Annotated in this window: 11 protein-coding genes; 8 read left to right on the top strand and 3 right to left on the bottom strand. The window is 52.2% G+C overall.

Annotated features, from left to right (window positions below; all coding sequences use genetic code 11):
* The first annotated feature begins 160 nt into the window (after window positions 1-160).
* Window positions 161-220 (top strand): type I toxin-antitoxin system Ibs family toxin, encoded by a 60-nt coding sequence (locus FDW97_RS07010; RefSeq protein WP_106672390.1) that lies wholly within the window; start codon window positions 161-163, stop codon window positions 218-220.
* Window positions 221-318: 98 nt separating this feature from the next.
* On the opposite strand, the gene yegD is transcribed toward FDW97_RS07010, so the two are convergent.
* Window positions 319-1,671, bottom strand: coding sequence for a molecular chaperone (yegD, locus tag FDW97_RS07005; protein ID WP_137350817.1), 1,353 nt, complete (start codon window positions 1,669-1,671; stop codon window positions 319-321).
* 136 nt (window positions 1,672-1,807) lie between these two features.
* On the opposite strand from yegD, the gene alkA reads away from it, so the two are divergent.
* Window positions 1,808-2,677 carry a DNA-3-methyladenine glycosylase 2 gene (alkA, locus tag FDW97_RS07000; protein WP_137350816.1) on the top strand — a complete coding sequence of 290 codons (870 nt, stop codon included), beginning with the start codon at window positions 1,808-1,810 and terminating at the stop codon, window positions 2,675-2,677.
* On the opposite strand, the gene FDW97_RS06995 is transcribed toward alkA, so the two are convergent.
* Entirely contained in the window at window positions 2,645-5,974 is a 3,330-nt protein-coding gene (locus FDW97_RS06995) for a diguanylate cyclase (RefSeq protein ID WP_137350815.1), read from the bottom strand. The two genes, alkA and FDW97_RS06995, sit on opposite strands and share 33 nt — an antisense overlap.
* A 316-nt stretch (window positions 5,975-6,290) precedes the next feature.
* On the opposite strand from FDW97_RS06995, the gene udk reads away from it, so the two are divergent.
* The 3 genes from udk to asmA all read left to right on the top strand — a co-directional run bounded on the left by udk (window position 6,291) and on the right by asmA (window position 9,484).
* Window positions 6,291-6,932: a uridine kinase gene (gene udk, locus FDW97_RS06990; RefSeq protein ID WP_003036776.1), complete on the top strand. Its 642-nt coding sequence runs from the start codon at window positions 6,291-6,293 to the stop codon at window positions 6,930-6,932.
* Window positions 6,933-7,023: 91 nt separating this feature from the next.
* Window positions 7,024-7,605 (top strand): dCTP deaminase, encoded by a 582-nt coding sequence (gene dcd / locus FDW97_RS06985; RefSeq protein WP_003834269.1) that lies wholly within the window; start codon window positions 7,024-7,026, stop codon window positions 7,603-7,605.
* A gap of 25 nt (window positions 7,606-7,630) precedes the next feature.
* On the top strand, window positions 7,631-9,484 hold the full coding sequence (gene asmA, locus FDW97_RS06980; protein WP_137347113.1) for an outer membrane assembly protein AsmA: 1,854 nt from the start codon (window positions 7,631-7,633) through the stop codon (window positions 9,482-9,484).
* A 44-nt stretch (window positions 9,485-9,528) separates the two neighbouring features.
* Here asmA and FDW97_RS06975 read toward each other — a convergent pair whose 3' ends face one another.
* Window positions 9,529-11,112: a TerC family protein gene (locus FDW97_RS06975; protein WP_085047919.1), complete on the bottom strand. Its 1,584-nt coding sequence runs from the start codon at window positions 11,110-11,112 to the stop codon at window positions 9,529-9,531.
* Window positions 11,113-11,767: 655 nt separating this feature from the next.
* Between FDW97_RS06975 and FDW97_RS06970 the strand changes: the two genes are divergently transcribed.
* Genes FDW97_RS06970 through wzc form a run of 3 tightly spaced genes read left to right on the top strand, consistent with a single transcriptional unit; the run spans window position 11,768 to window position 15,521 of the window.
* Window positions 11,768-12,907 carry a polysaccharide export protein gene (locus tag FDW97_RS06970; RefSeq protein ID WP_038641800.1) on the top strand — a complete coding sequence of 380 codons (1,140 nt, stop codon included), beginning with the start codon at window positions 11,768-11,770 and terminating at the stop codon, window positions 12,905-12,907.
* 5 nt (window positions 12,908-12,912) lie between these two features.
* Window positions 12,913-13,362, top strand: a complete 450-nt coding sequence (gene wzb, locus FDW97_RS06965; protein ID WP_038641798.1) for a low molecular weight protein-tyrosine-phosphatase Wzb — start codon at window positions 12,913-12,915, stop codon at window positions 13,360-13,362.
* Window positions 13,359-15,521, top strand: a complete 2,163-nt coding sequence (gene wzc / locus FDW97_RS06960) for a tyrosine-protein kinase Wzc (protein ID WP_137350814.1) — start codon at window positions 13,359-13,361, stop codon at window positions 15,519-15,521. The genes wzb and wzc overlap by 4 nt, the downstream gene beginning before the upstream one ends.
* Window positions 15,522-15,556: the final 35 nt, after the last annotated feature.

Here is a 15,556-nt window from a genome sequence, read left to right as displayed (position 1 = left end):
CTTTGCGAGGTATTACGCAACATTAAGCGGTGAAAACGGCGAACAAGAAATAGTGCGTTAGAGTGCGTTCAAGGCAAAAAGGAGGTAAGCCAGAGATTTCAGCGGGACGCTGGAACGGGAAAGCCCCTCCTGAGGAAGGGGCCAAAATAAGGAAAGGGTTATGATGAAGTACGTCATCATACTGGTGATACTCTTAGTGATTAGCTTACCGGCTTACTAAGACACCAGGGGAGGGGAAACCTTCCCTAACCCTCACTCCTGAAAATAAGCTACAGCTAAGGTGATGTCAATACACATCCTTTTCAGCATGCGAGCGGCTTAGCGGAAAACAACCTCAGCCCAGCGGGCCAGTCCGGCGGTGACGGAACCGAAATCATCGCCACCGGCAATTGGGATCCCCGGAAGCTGCTCTGCGAGAGCTTTTTTGATCAACGGCGAACGCGCGCTGCCGCCGGTCAGGTAAATCACGTCCGGTTTTTCCTGCGCGTTTTCCAGCGCCAGTTGAACCTGCTCGAGAATGCGCACCAGGGGCTGATTGAGCGCGGCTTCCAGTCCGTGTTGGCTGATATCGGTGGCCAGCGTTTCACTGATAAACGGTATCGCCGCCGTAACGATGTTCTGGTCGGAGAGTGCGATTTTGCTCTCTTCTGCGCTGCGTACCAGGCGGTAGCTCAGACGCTCGCGCCAGACTTTGAGCAACAGGGCGACTTTATCGGCTTCCCGGGCGTCGCGCACAAGATCGTTCAGTAAGCGTCCGTTGGCGCTACTGTAGAACTCACTTTGCGCGGGGACATCGTTAATCGCGACCGCGTTCCACCAGGGCAGAATAGGTAAGGCGATGCCTTTTTCCGTTTCTCCACCCATGCCGAGGAGCGGCATCAAGTGTTTAAATGCCAGCGCAATGTCCAGATCGTTCCCGCCTACGCGGCAGCCGCTGTGCCCCAGCAGGCTGTTTTCGCGATCGCCGCGTTGATGCCATTGCGGTCCCATCAGCAACAATGAACAGTCGGTCGTCCCCCCGCCAATGTCCACGACCAATACGCGTTTTTCTTCCTGCAGCGTGGCTTCGTAATCCAGGCCAGCCGCTACCGGTTCGTATTGAAAAACAACATCCTGAAAACCAGCGCGTTTTGCCGCACGTTCAAGAATCCCCTGCGCCTGAGCATTAGCGTCATCGCCGCCTAAACCCTGGAAGTTGATTGGGCGACCAATAACGGCCTGGGTGATGGCTTCTGGCAGCTGGCTTTGTGCCTGATTACGAATATGCAGCATCATGGCACAGACCAGATCCTCAAACAGCGCAACCTGCTGCGGTTTCAGACCGCTGGCACCGAGAAAGGATTTTGGTGATTTAACGAAGTACACCTCTTCCGGATCGTCAATATAGTGACCCAGTGAAGCCAGACCGAACTGCACACTGTTGGCATTAACCTCAATATCTTCTTCGCGGTTATAGCGCATCGCACGACGCAGCAGCGCCTGCGTTTCGTCATCCGTGGTTGGCACGTCGTGATGGCGATACAGCCATTCGCTGACCGCTTCGCGCGTTGGCGCACACAGCATTGAGGGCAGAAGCGTGCTGTTGTTTTCCATTTTGAGCAAGTGTGGTTGCCCGTTTTGCATAACGGCCACTGAACAGTTTGCCGTACCGTAGTCAAAACCAATAAACACCGTAAAAATCCCCATGCCAGTGAAGAAGGGGCGTGACTTTAACGAAATATCGACGTCCCGACAACTGGAATATGAAAGCAAGGCGTATCGTTTGAATACCGTTTATGCTGTAGGTTTGCTTGAAAAGGAAAACGCAATGTTCACGCTGAGTTGGCAACCGCCTTATGACTGGCCCTGGATGCTGGGGTTCCTGGCCGCCCGTGCGGTGGAAGGGGTAGAAACCGTGGGGGATCTGCGTTATGCCAGAAGCCTGACCGTCGGGAATCATCGTGGTCTGGTGCGCGTGATACCGGATCTACACACCCATCAACTACACGTGACGTTGAGTCCGGGGCTACAGCCGGTTGCCGCAGAGTGTCTGGCTAAAATGACGTGCTTATTCGATCTTACCTGTTGCCCGCAGCAAATCGTCAGCGCGCTGGGAAGCCTTGGGGCAGCGCGTCCGGGACTGCGTTTGCCGGGCAGTGTGGATGCGTTTGAACAAGGAGTACGGGCGATTTTAGGGCAGTTAGTCAGCGTAGCTATGGCGGCGAAACTGACGGCGAAAGTGGCGCATACTTATGGGGACACGCTGGAGGATGCGCCAGAGTATGTGTGTTTTCCCACCCCTGAAGCGCTCGCTGATGCCGATCCATTACACCTGAAAGCGTTAGGGATGCCGCTCAAACGCGCTGAAGCGTTAATTCATCTGGCTCGCGCGACGCTGGATGGAACGCTTGCGACACAAGCGCCTGCCGATATCGAGCAAGGCGTCAAACATCTGCAAACGTTCCCCGGAATAGGGCGCTGGACCGCCAACTACTTTGCGCTGCGCGGCTGGCAGGCGAAAGATGTTTTTCTGCCGGATGACTATCTGATTAAACAACGTTTTGCCGGCATGACACCCGCCCAGATTCGGCGGTATGCAGAGCGCTGGAAGCCCTGGCGCTCCTATGCGTTATTACATATCTGGTATACGGATGGCTGGCAGCCGTCAGTTGATGGCGAAATGACTGGTATTCAGTAGCAGATCCAGCGGTTGGGCGTCGGCAATGATATCGCCATAAATCATATCAATCCCGATGCCAGAAAGCGCATCCATGATTAGCGGCAACTGCACCGGGCCAGCGATGGTTTTAATGTCCAGACGCTGAGCATGGCCCTGGATAATGGACACCCACATTTCGTCAATCAAGTTACCGTGGACACTGGCGCTTAGCTCGCTGTCGAGTAGAAGGTAATCAACCATGTGATACTTCAGGTTGTCAAAAAGATCTAAATCGCGACCGACATGACTTAAAATAATTCGGCATCCGCACTGTCGCAGTCGATGTAGTGTGGATATAGCCTGCGTTGGGTTTGTTTTTATCACGTTAGACGGAACGGTCAGGTGCAGCAGTCGTGGTGGTAACGGACTTCTTTGCAGTTGCCCCAGCAGTTCGTCAACAAGTTCTGTATTCAGCAATCCGGCGGCGGAAAGGGGCAGGGCAATGCTGAGTCCCTTACTGGCGACGGCCGGGGCTGCGCTCTGGAAGAACTCAGTAAATACCCGGCGGTCAAGCGCCTGATTCAATGTAGAATCGACCAGCCCGGCACGGAAAGCGTGCTCTTCAATAATTTCCCCTTCAGCTGTCCCTAAGCGTAGCGAGAGCAGCCAGAAGCTAAACGTCTCTGGTATCCGCGGGGAGGCCACGCCCCTGGCGATGATTAACATTGGATTGTGCGTAATGGTGTGTCTTTGTTCATCCAATGACAGTTGGCTTCGCGCCGCATGGGCCTCGCTTTGCTGGGGTTCATAAACGCAGACTCGCCCACGTCCACTGTTCTTCGCCGCATAACAGGCTATATCCGCCTGGGACATGACGTCGCTCGCGACATGGTTTTTTTCATCAATTAGCGTAATTCCCGCACTGGCGCCAATACGGTGCAAGCGTCCATCCCACATAAAGTGGTAATCGTTGATGGCGCTGATGATGCGACCTGAGATAAAGCGGGCGCTTTCGATATTACAATCCGGCAGCAACAGACCAAACTCGTCACCGCCAAGGCGCGCCAGCATATCGCTGGAACGCAGCATGCTGAGCATCAGTGAAGAGAGTTCGCGTAGCAGGGCATCGCCTGCGGCGTGACCAGCGCTATCGTTTACGGCTTTAAAACGATCGAGATCGATAAAAACCAATGCATGACGTTGGTGCGTGTCGTGAACCGTATGCAGTAACTGTTTTAGATGATTTTCGAAGCTGACCCGGTTTGCCAACTGCGTCAGATCGTCATGCGAGGCGCTGTAGCTAAGCTGGCGCAGCATTTTACGTGACTCGGTGACATCCTGAATCACCAGCACCGAGCCAATGCTGCCGCCATCGAGTGTGCTGAGGGGGGTGATGCTGTACTGAATGTCATAACTGTTGCCGTTGCGACAATGCAGGACGACTTCCTGCTCGATGGCCGTACGCGACATGTCAGCGCTGTAGATATTCTCCATCAGCGGTCCGTTGTCGCCGAAAGTAATACGGAGTACCGTCAGCAGCGGAATGCCGATGGCGCTTTCCTGCTGCCAGCCGCTCATCTTCTCTGCGACCGGATTCATAAAGGTCACGTTCATATCGACATCAATACAAATCACTGCTTCGCCAATCGAATCCAGCGTAATGTGCAGACGTTCTTTTTCCTGATACAACGCTTCGTTAAGCTGCTTCACCTCGGTCATATCCATATTGATGCCAAGGAAGCGTTCAACTTCACCATCTTTATTCAGTACCCGGTTTGCCAGTGAGCGGATGTGCCGCACGCCATCTTTGACCGCAATGCGAAACTCGAGCTTAAAGGGGGCCCGTGCGGCCAGCGAATCGCGAATGACATTTTTAGCATGTTCACGATCTTCGGGCACAACGCAGTCATACCAGACTTGCCAACTGGGTTTGATATGCGCAGGGACTTCATAGAGATCAAACATGCGCTTATCCCAACTGATTACGTCAGGCTGCAGCTCCCATTCCCAGATGCCAATTCCCCCGGCTTCATTGGCGAGGGTAATGCGCTCCATCAACCGTTTATTAATCCACTCGGTATGCTTCAGATCGTTAATATCCTCAACCTGCGCAATAAAGTAGAGTGGGGTATTATCGCTATTACGCACCAATGAAACGGCCAGCAAGGCCCAGACGACATCACCGGAGCGCGTGTAATAGCGTTTTTCCATGGAGTAGCTGTTGATTTCCCCGCGCGCCAGCATATCCAACTGTTCGAGATCATTGTTCAGATCTTCCGGCCAGGTTAATTGCTGGAAGGTTAGCGAACGTAGCTCATCCTGGCTGTAGCCCAGAAACTGGCACAACGCTTTATTCGCCTGGAGCCATTGCCCCTCGGTCCCCACCAGCGCCATACCAATCGCGGAATATTCCATGGCATTGCGAAAGCGCGATTCGCTTTCAGAGATATGTTTGCGTTCGGCCCGAAACGCGTACATCACCATCGTCATCATATTGGCCGGCAGCAGGATCATCAAAAACGGCAGCCAAGGCAGGCTGGTCGTCAAGTTGGGTTTTGGGATGTAGAGCAGCGAAGGGTCGGCGGCCAACATCATCGAGACCATCATTACGGTGCTGAGGAAAATTAAAAATGCCTCCATTCGCGGCAGACGAACAGCGCTCCACATCAACAGGACGATAACGCAGGTAAAAGGCCATGGAAGATACATCATGGACAGCCAACTGAGCGTCAAGGTCACCAGAAGTGTGATGACGGTTTCAAGCAGTAACCGTGGGTCGCGGTGGCGGAGCAGATAATGGGGCTTAAACAGCAAACCTAACGGCACCAGCGCCAGCGCGCCGATGGATTCTGACAGCACCCAAATAAGAAAGGTATTTAACGAGGTTTCCTTTGGCAGCAATAACCACAGTAGCAAGCCGCCCAACACGGGAGGAACCACGGCGCTGCCAAAAGCCAGGCGCGCCCAGTCGTTGAGATTTTGTAAGGGGTTGTACCAGGGCAGCAGTTTACGCAATAGCATTGCGCCAACGACAGCCTCAATAATGTTGATAGCCGTATAGGTGAAGCTAAGCGATTCACCGGGGAAGAAGAGTAAGGAAGCGCCGATATTACCAAATGAACAAGCCAGCGCAATTCCCGGCCACATCTTTCCCGCATGACGGTAAAAAGCCACCATCATGATTGACGTTGGGAACCAAAGCGGCGCCAGCTGCGCGCCGAAACGTGACAGTTCCAGCGAGAATAGCGTAAAAATGAAAGCCACCAGACCTAAACTGGCCATGCGCAGTAGAGGATGAGGTAAGGTAACTAAAACATGTTGGGATTGTTTACTCATTACCACTCTACCCAAATAGCCGATGTCGTCCGGGAGATATGCCGAATACATCTTGTTTAATCTGCGATTATGCTAGTACAAATAATTTACAATTTATACGCCAGCTGCGCATAAATTAACACTCTCAAGCTATTAATTCCTAAGGCTGATAGATAAATTTAGCACCTGCTTTAAAACTGATCATTTTAATTTGCGACAAGGAAAGCATTGGCGCAGGCTGGACTGGCATCGCGCCGCTGAAATCCCTATAATTGCCGCGTTTGGCGTTTCGACGCCGCCCTTCCTTAACATCCAGGTTAATCAGGTCGCTAAATTTATGACTGATCAGTCCCATCAGTGCGTCATTATCGGCATCGCCGGCGCATCGGCTTCCGGCAAGAGTCTTATTGCCAGCACGCTTTACCGCGAATTACGTGAACAAGTCGGTGACGAACATATTGGCGTTATTCCCGAAGACAGCTATTACAAAGATCAAAGCCATCTGTCGATGGAAGAACGTGTAAAAACCAACTACGACCATCCGAACGCGATGGATCACAGCCTGCTGTTTCAACATCTGCAGACGCTTAAACGCGGAAGTGCCATTGAACTACCCGTTTACAGTTATGTTGAGCATACACGCACGCAAGACACTATTCATATCGAACCCAAGAAAGTGATCATCCTGGAAGGCATTCTGCTGCTGACAGACGCGCGTTTGCGTGACGAGATGAACTTCTCTATTTTTGTTGATACGCCGCTGGATATATGCCTGATGCGCCGTATTAAACGGGATGTGAACGAGCGTGGCCGTTCCATGGATTCGGTGATGGCGCAATACCAAAAAACCGTACGTCCAATGTTCCTGCAATTTATTGAGCCTTCAAAACAATACGCCGACATCATCGTGCCGCGCGGGGGTAAAAACCGCATCGCCATCGATATTCTGAAGGCTAAAATCAGTCAGTTCTTTGAATAAGTTCAGCGAATTGTGTACCGTTCAGTGATAACCTGGCTCACCCTTAACGCGCCTGGCATTAAGGGGTTGAAGCACGAAAGGAGAAAGTGCCATGCGTTTATGTGACCGAGATATTGAAGCCTGGTTGGATGAAGGTCGCCTGTCGATCACTCCACGCCCTCCTGTCGAGCGAATCAATGGCGCCACGGTAGATGTGCGTCTTGGTAACAAATTCCGTACGTTCCGCGGTCATACGGCGGCGTATATCGATTTGAGTGGACCGAAAGATGAAGTCAGCGCTGCGCTGGATCGCGTGATGAGCGATGAAATCGTCCTTAAGGACGGCGAGGCATTTTTCCTGCATCCGGGGGAGCTTGCGCTGGCGGTGACGTTCGAATCCGTGACGTTGCCTTCCGATCTCGTCGGTTGGTTAGATGGACGTTCTTCATTAGCGCGTCTGGGACTGATGGTACACGTTACCGCACACCGTATCGATCCGGGCTGGTCAGGGTGCATCGTACTGGAATTTTACAACTCCGGAAAATTACCGCTGGCCCTGCGCCCTGGCATGCCAATTGGCGCGTTGAGTTTCGAACCGCTTTCCGGTCCGGCTGCGCGACCTTACAATCGTCGTCAGGATGCAAAGTATCGCGATCAGCAGGGCGCCGTTGCCAGCCGGATCGATAAAGACTGAATGTTTTCAGTCCATTGGGGATAGCATGAGACGATTTCTGACAACGCTGATGATCCTTCTGGTCGTGCTGGTGGCCGGTTTTTCTGCGTTAGTACTGTTGGTGAATCCGAATGATTTCCGCGCGTATATGGTCAAGCAGGTTGCTGTGCGTAGCGGATATCAACTGCAGTTGGATGGTCCTCTGCGTTGGCACGTATGGCCTCAGTTGAGCATCCTCTCGGGGCGCATGGCGTTGACGGCTGAAGGTGCCAGCGAACCCCTGATTCGTGCTGACAATATGCGCCTCGACGTCGCGTTGTGGCCGTTGTTGAGTCATCAGCTCAGTGTGAAGCAGGTGATGCTCAAGGGGGCTGTGATTCAACTGACCCCGCAAACTGAGGCGGTGCGTGGACAAGATGCGCCCGTTGCCCCCAAAGACAATACGTTGCCCGATCTGGCGGAAGACAAAGGATGGTCGTTTGATATCGCCCGTCTGCGCGTCGCCGACAGCGTTCTGGTATTCCAGCATGAAGACGATGAGCAGGTAACGGTTCGCGATATTCGTCTGGAGATGGAACAGGATAGCCAGCATCGCGGTACGTTTGATTTCTCCGGGCGTGTGAACCGCGATCAGCGTGACCTTGCGCTATCGTTTAACGGCACCGTCGATGCTTCCGACTACCCGCATAATTTGTCCGCTAATATTGAGCAGTTAAGCTGGCAGCTACAGGGGGCCGATCTTCCGTCGCAGGGCATTAAAGGTGAGGGACAGCTTCAGGCGCAGTGGCTGGAAGAGAAAAAACAGCTCGCGTTTAGCCAGATTCATTTAACCGCTAACGACAGCTCTCTCGCCGGGCAAGCCCAGGTGTCGTTGTTAGATAAACCAGAATGGCTCGTCGATCTGAAATTTGGTCAGCTCAATCTGGACAATCTGATTGTGCAACGCGATGCCGTGGCGGCGACAAACGGTGAGGTTCAGCAAGGGCAGAGTCAGTCGACGCTGGCGCGCCCCGTCATTGCTTCGCAGGTTGATGCCGTCTCTTACCAGGGACTCAAGGGATTTTCGGCAGACATCACGTTACAGGCTGACAAAGTATTGTGGCGTAAAATGGCGTTTGAGAATGTCTCGGCAAAAATAAATAACCAGTTCGGCTTAATGAATATCGCACAGCTGGAAGGCAAAAGTAACGGTGGACGTGTTTCGCTTCCCGGTACGTTGGACGCCAGAAAAGATGCGCCGCGAGCAGTCTTTCATCCGCGGCTGGAAGGCGTAGAAATAGGCGCTATCCTCAAAGCCTTCAATTACCCCATCGCGCTGACCGGCAAGCTGTCACTGGCGGGAGATTTTTCCGGCTCGGATATTGACGCCCAGGCGTTTCGCCATAGTTGGCAAGGCCAGGCTCATGTCGAAATGAGTGATACGCGAATGGAAGGGATGAACTTCCAGCAGATGATACAACAAGCCGTAGAACGCAGCGGCGGTGATGTGAAATCACAGCAAAATCTGGATAACGTCACCCGTCTGGATCGCTTTGTCACCGATATGACGCTGGATAACGGCGAGGTTACGCTGGATAACATGGCCGGTGAGTCGGCGATGCTTGCGCTGACTGGCAAGGGGACGTTAGACCTGGTGAAGCAGAATTGCGACACGCTGTTTAACATTCGCGTGCTGGGCGGTTGGGATGGCGAAAGCAAGCTGATTAAGTTCCTGAAAGCCACGCCGGTTCCTCTCAGGGTTTATGGCCAGTGGCAGGCGCTGAACTATAACTTGCAGGTCGATCAGTTGCTGCGTAAGCATCTGCAGGATGAAGCGAAACGTCGTCTGAACGATTGGGCCGATCGCAATAAAGACTCCCGCAACGGTAAAGATGTTAAAAAGTTGCTGGATAAACTCTGATTCACATTGCCGGATGGCAGCTAATGCGCCATCCGGCGGGTGATTTACACCTCGTAATCCATCTCTTCTTCACCGTGTAGCGGTATCAACTGGACTTTTTGCACGCGATGGTTTTCCACCTGCAGAGTTTTTAGTCGGTAGTCGCCAACCTGAACTTCCTCTCCGGTTTTTGGAATACGCTGTAAATATTCCATCAAAAGCCCGGCAATGGTGTGATATTCACGTTTTTCATCTAACGGAATAGGGACGTACTGCACCAGATCTTCCAGCGGCATGTGACCGTTAGCTGTCCACGAACCATCGGCATTTTTCTGGATATCATGGCGGGCATCAATCTCCTCTACCTCATTTGGCAGATTACCGGCGATGGTTTCCATTACGTCACTGAGCGTTACGATCCCTTCGACAGAACCAAATTCATCTGCAATAAAAGCGAAGTGCGTGCGGGCATTACGGAACTGCTCCAGCGCCGGAAGCAGCGGCAGGGTTTCCGGGAACACCAGCGGCTGACGAATCAGGGCGCGTAAGTCGAGCGCCTCGCCGCGCAGAGACTGCTGCAGCAGATCGATGACATGCACTACGCCCAGCAGCTCTTCCTCCTCGTCTTCCCCGGTAACAACCAGGCGCGTATGCTGATTTTTTTCCAGTAAAGCGCGAATTTCTGCTTCGGGTGCGTTGAGATCGACGTGTTCAATGTCGTGGCGTGAGGTCATGATGCTGCTGACGGTACGCTGATTAAGATTCAGTACGCGCTCAATCATCCGCCGTTCCTGAGGCGCAAAAATCTGCCCTTCCTGATGATCCGCCAGCATAGCAGCGGTTTCGGCATCCAGTTCGGCATCTTCTTTTTGACCGCTCAGCAGCCTCATCACCGCCTCCGCAGTGCGCTGACGCAAGGTATGGTTGGCTGACAGGAAGCGACGACGGTTAAAGATTGCCAGCTGGTTCAAGGCTTCGATCATAACCGAGAAGCCGATAGCGGCGTACAGGTAACCTTTCGGGATATGGAAACCGAACCCTTCGGCGACCAGGCTGAAACCAATCATCAGCAGGAAGCTTAGGCACAGAATGACGATGGTTGGGTGGCTGTTGACAAAGCGAGTCAACGACTTACTGGCGAGCATCATCAGGCTGATGGCGATAATCACCGCCGCCATCATCACCGCCAGGTGATCGACCATCCCGACGGCGGTAATGACGGAATCCAGAGAGAAGATGGCGTCAAGCACCACAATTTGCGCGACCACTCCCCAGAACTTAGCGCCTTTACGCTGGGTGGGATTGTCGCTGTCTTTGCCTTCCAGCCGTTCGTTTAGCTCCATTGTGGCTTTAAACAACAGGAAGAAACCGCCAAACAGCATAATCAGATCGCGCGCACTGAAACTGAGGCCGCGAATGCTGAACAGTGGCGTTGTCAGCGTCACCAGCCAGGATATTGATGCCAGTAGCAGCAGTCGCATGACCATCGCCAGCAGGAGCCCGGTAATACGCGCCTTATCCCGCTGGGCAGGAGGGAGTTTCTCCGCGAGGATGGCAATAAAAACAAGATTATCAATGCCAAGAACAAGTTCGATCACGATTAGCGTGACGAGTCCGGCCCAGATTGACGGATCGGCAATCCATTCCATAGTAAATGCTATACCCATAGTTGTATGACAATTGTCACAATTCGATCATGGGTAAAACTGGCGGAAAATGCAATGCCGGAAAGGGATTTCTCTGGCGGTTATATCAGGATGCCTGCGGGATAATAGCCGTAATGTAACTACAGGAAATAAATTTCTTTAGCCAATTATATTTAGGAAATATCGCAGGTGGCGTATTTATTTAGTCATGCTGTCAATATCGATAAAATCCTAAAAACATATAAATTCCACGCTTAATATTAATCTTAAAAGCAAGTGAACGGAGGCTTGTTATCTTGCCTGCTATTCACTTAGCTGCAACAATTCTTGCGGTAATAATCAAAAGATAATATTTCCTCATTAATCGGTGACGTTATTCCCGATGCGTTGCTGTTCTGAATATGATGAAAATAAAGGAGAAGATAAAAATTTAAATTAATCAGTGCATTGGTAGCTAATGAAGCCAGGGGCGGTAGCGTGTCTGGTCACCTGAAAACAAGCCTAAATTATTCTGTCAAGAGACCGCAGATGAATCCATTATTTTTAGGACTGATGCCAGTTAAATTCCTTTTCAATTAACGGCAAGGTAAATGTGTACAGGCGAAGCCACTATTTAGAACGCACGTGATAATTACTCTGCCAAAGTGATAAATAATCAATGATGAACTCCAAACTTAAATTGATACCAGTCCTGGTATCGGTAATCTTGATAAACGGTTGTACCGTGCTTCCGGGCAGCAATATGTCTACGATGGGCAAAGATGTGATTAAACAGCAGGACGCTGATTTTGATATCAATCGGATGGTGAATGTTTATCCACTGACCCCGCGACTGGTCGAGCAATTACGTCCTCGTCCGAATGTTGCACAGCCTAACATGTCGCTGGAGCAGGAGATTGCAGGATATCAGTATCGGGTCGGTCCAGGCGATGTCCTGAATGTGACCGTCTGGGATCATCCTGAACTAACAACCCCGGCCGGGCAGTATCGTAGCTCAAGCGATACCGGCAACTGGGTGCAGCCTGATGGCACCATGTTTTACCCCTACATTGGCAAAGTCAGCGTGGTGGGAAAAACGCTGGCAGAAATTCGTAGTGATATTACCGGGCGCTTAGCGAAGTACATTGCTGACCCGCAGGTGGACGTTAATATCGCCGCTTTCCGCTCGCAGAAGGCTTATGTCTCCGGGCAGGTGAATAAATCTGGCCAGCAGGCCATCACCAACGTACCGCTTACCATTCTTGATGCCATTAACGCCGCAGGTGGTCTCACCGAGGCGGCTGACTGGCGCAATGTTGTACTGACTCACAAAGGGCAGGAGCAACGAATTTCACTGCAAGCGCTGATGCAAAATGGCGACCTGAGCCAGAACCGTCTGCTCTATCCTGGCGACATTCTGTTTGTTCCGCGTAATGACGATTTGAAAGTCTTCGTGATGGGGGAAGTGAAGAAGCAGAGCACCCTCAAAATGGATTTCAGCGGTATGACGCTCACCGAAGCGCTTGGCAATGCGGAAGGTATCGATCTGACCACCTCCAACGCCAGCGGCATTTTCGTTATTCGTCCGTTGAAAGGCGAAAGCGGGCACAACGGCAAGATCGCCAATATCTATCAGCTTGATATGTCCGATGCGACTTCGCTGGTGATGGCGACGTCATTCCGACTCCAGCCTTACGATGTGGTGTATGTCACGACCGCGCCGGTTGCCCGCTGGAACCGTTTGATCAATCAGTTGCTGCCGACCATTAGCGGTGTTCGCTATATGACGGACACGGCCAGCGACCTTCACAACTGGTAATCGTCATGTTTAACAAAATATTGGTTGTCTGTGTGGGGAACATTTGCCGTTCCCCGACGGCAGAACGCTTGTTAAGGAAGTTTCATCCGGCGTTGACGGTCTCTTCTGCAGGTCTAGGGGCGCTGGTGGGTAAAGGTGCGGATCCCTGTGCTATTAGCGTCGCGCAGGCGCACAACCTGTCACTGGAAAATCATTGTGCCCGCCAGATCTCAGGACGCATGTGCCGGGAGTATGACCTGATCCTGACCATGGAAAAACGCCATATTTCAGCCCTGTGCGAAATGGTGCCGGAGATGCGCGGCAAAGTGATGCTTTTTGGTCACTGGGACAGCGAACGTGAAATTCCCGACCCATACCGTAAAAGTCGGGATGCGTTTGACGCGGTGTACGCATTACTTGAACGGTCTGCCCGCCAGTGGGCTCAGGCATTGAACGCGGAGCAGGGAAAACAATGACAGAAAAAGTAAAACAGTCTGCCGCGCCGGTTACGGGCAATGATGAAATCGATATTGGTCGTCTGGTAGGAACGGTGGTGGAAGCTCGCTGGTGGGTGCTTGGTATTACGGCGACGTTTGCGTTATGTGCGGCGGTCTACACGCTGTTTGCCACGCCGATCTACAGTGCGGATGCGCTGGTGCAAATTGAGCAAAATACCGGGAATTCCCTGGTGCAGGATATTGGCTCGGCGTTGTCGAATAAACCGCCGGCTTCGGAAGCGGAAATTCAGCTCATTCAGTCACGGCTGGTACTGGGAAAAACGGTAGACGATCTCAATCTGGATATCGCGGTGACGAAAGATACATTTCCGATTTTTGGCGCAGGCTGGGATCGGTTGATGGGGCGCCAGAATGAAACCGTTAATGTCACCACCTTTACGCTGCCAAAGGCGATGAAGGAACAGACTTTTACGCTAAGCGTGTTGAACGATAAAAGTTATCAATTAGTCAGTGATGGGGGATTTAGCGCCCGCGGTCAGGTTGGGCAATTGTTGAATCACGATGGCGTGACGATGCTGGTTGAGGCGATTCATGCCAGCCCTGAGAGCCAATTTACCGTCAGCAAATTTTCCACATTGGGCATGATTAACACCCTGCAAAATAACCTGATGGTGACAGAAACCGGCAAAGATACTGGCGTATTGAGCCTGGCTTTTACCGGCGAAGACCGCGAACAAATCCGCCAGATCCTCGACAGTATTACCCGCAACTATCTGCAACAAAACGTAGAACGTAAGTCAGAAGAGGCCGCTAAAAGCCTGGCGTTTCTGGCAAAACAGTTGCCTGAGGTGCGTAACCGGCTGGACGTTGCCGAAAATAAGCTGAATGCCTTCCGTCAGGATAAAGACTCCGTGGATTTGCCGCTGGAAGCTAAAGCGGTGCTCGATTCCATGGTAAATATCGATGCGCAGCTCAACGAACTGACCTTTAAAGAAGCGGAAATCTCCAAGTTATTCACCAAAGCGCACCCGGCGTATCGCACATTGCTGGAAAAACGCCAGGCGCTGGAAGATGAGAAAAGCAAGCTGAACGGGCGTGTTACGGCAATGCCGAAAACGCAGCAGGAAATTGTCCGGCTGACCCGCGATGTGGAGTCCGGTCAGCAGGTCTATATGCAGCTGTTAAATAAGCAACAGGAACTGAAGATCACCGAGGCGAGTACGGTCGGAGATGTGCGCATCGTCGATCCCGCGATTGCCCAGCCAGGCGTGCTGAAGCCGAAAAAGGCGTTGATTATTCTCGGTAGCATTATTCTTGGTTTGATGCTTTCGGTGGTGGGCGTATTGCTGCGTTCCCTGTTTAATCGCGGCATTGAAAGCCCGCAGGCGCTGGAAGAGCATGGCATCAGCGTTTATGCCAGCATCCCGCTTTCAGAATGGCAAAAAGCGCGCGATAACGTTCAGACGATTAAAGGTGTGAAGCGTTACAAACAAACCCAGTTACTGGCGGTGGGGAATCCAACGGATCTCGCCATAGAAGCGGTCCGTAGCCTGCGTACCAGTCTGCACTTCGCCATGATGCAGGCGCGCAACAACGTGTTGATGCTGACCGGCGTCAGCCCGTCGATAGGTAAAACATTTGTCTGCGCTAACCTGGCGGCGGTCATTAGCCAGACCCACAAGCGCGTGCTGTTGATCGACTGTGACATGCGCAAAGGCTATACCCACGAACTGCTGGGTACCAGTAACGTCAACGGTCTGTCCGAGATCCTCGTCGGTAAGGGGGATATCTCCTCCAGCGCGAAACCGACCTCCATTGCGAATTTTGATCTGATCCCTCGCGGACAAATACCCCCTAATCCATCTGAGCTTCTGATGAGTGAACGCTTTGGCGAACTGATTACGTGGGCCAGCGAGCACTATGACCTGGTCCTGATAGATACCCCGCCAATACTGGCGGTGACCGATGCGGCAATTGTTGGCCGCCATGTCGGCACCACGCTGATGGTGGCGCGTTATGCGGTCAATACGCTGAAAGAGGTGGAAACCAGCCTGAGTCGGTTTGAGCAAAATGGCATTCAGGTTAAAGGGGTGATCCTGAACTCGATCTTCCGCCGTGCCAGTGGCTATCAGGATTACGGTTACTACGAATACGAGTACACGTCGGATTCGAAATAGATAACGAACAGCAACGCATATCGAATGTAGGCCTG

This window comes from Citrobacter sp. wls708 (genome assembly GCF_005281255.1).
GTDB classification, from domain to species: Bacteria; Pseudomonadota; Gammaproteobacteria; order Enterobacterales; family Enterobacteriaceae; genus Citrobacter; species Citrobacter werkmanii.
This window is presented reverse-complemented; position numbering and strand designations above follow the sequence as displayed.

What these genes read in the sequence shown, in the direction of transcription:
- FDW97_RS06970 (WP_038641800.1), top strand. Translation starts at nt 11,768, where the DNA reads ATGATGAACTCCAAACTTAAATTGATACCAGTCCTGGTATCGGTAATC.
- wzc (WP_137350814.1), top strand. Translation starts at nt 13,359, where the DNA reads ATGACAGAAAAAGTAAAACAGTCTGCCGCGCCGGTTACGGGCAATGAT.
- wzb (WP_038641798.1), top strand. Translation starts at nt 12,913, where the DNA reads ATGTTTAACAAAATATTGGTTGTCTGTGTGGGGAACATTTGCCGTTCC.
- alkA (WP_137350816.1), top strand. Translation starts at nt 1,808, where the DNA reads ATGTTCACGCTGAGTTGGCAACCGCCTTATGACTGGCCCTGGATGCTG.
- FDW97_RS06975 (WP_085047919.1), bottom strand. Translation starts at nt 11,112, where the DNA reads ATGGAATGGATTGCCGATCCGTCAATCTGGGCCGGACTCGTCACGCTA.
- asmA (WP_137347113.1), top strand. Translation starts at nt 7,631, where the DNA reads ATGAGACGATTTCTGACAACGCTGATGATCCTTCTGGTCGTGCTGGTG.
- udk (WP_003036776.1), top strand. Translation starts at nt 6,291, where the DNA reads ATGACTGATCAGTCCCATCAGTGCGTCATTATCGGCATCGCCGGCGCA.
- FDW97_RS06995 (WP_137350815.1), bottom strand. Translation starts at nt 5,974, where the DNA reads ATGAGTAAACAATCCCAACATGTTTTAGTTACCTTACCTCATCCTCTA.
- dcd (WP_003834269.1), top strand. Translation starts at nt 7,024, where the DNA reads ATGCGTTTATGTGACCGAGATATTGAAGCCTGGTTGGATGAAGGTCGC.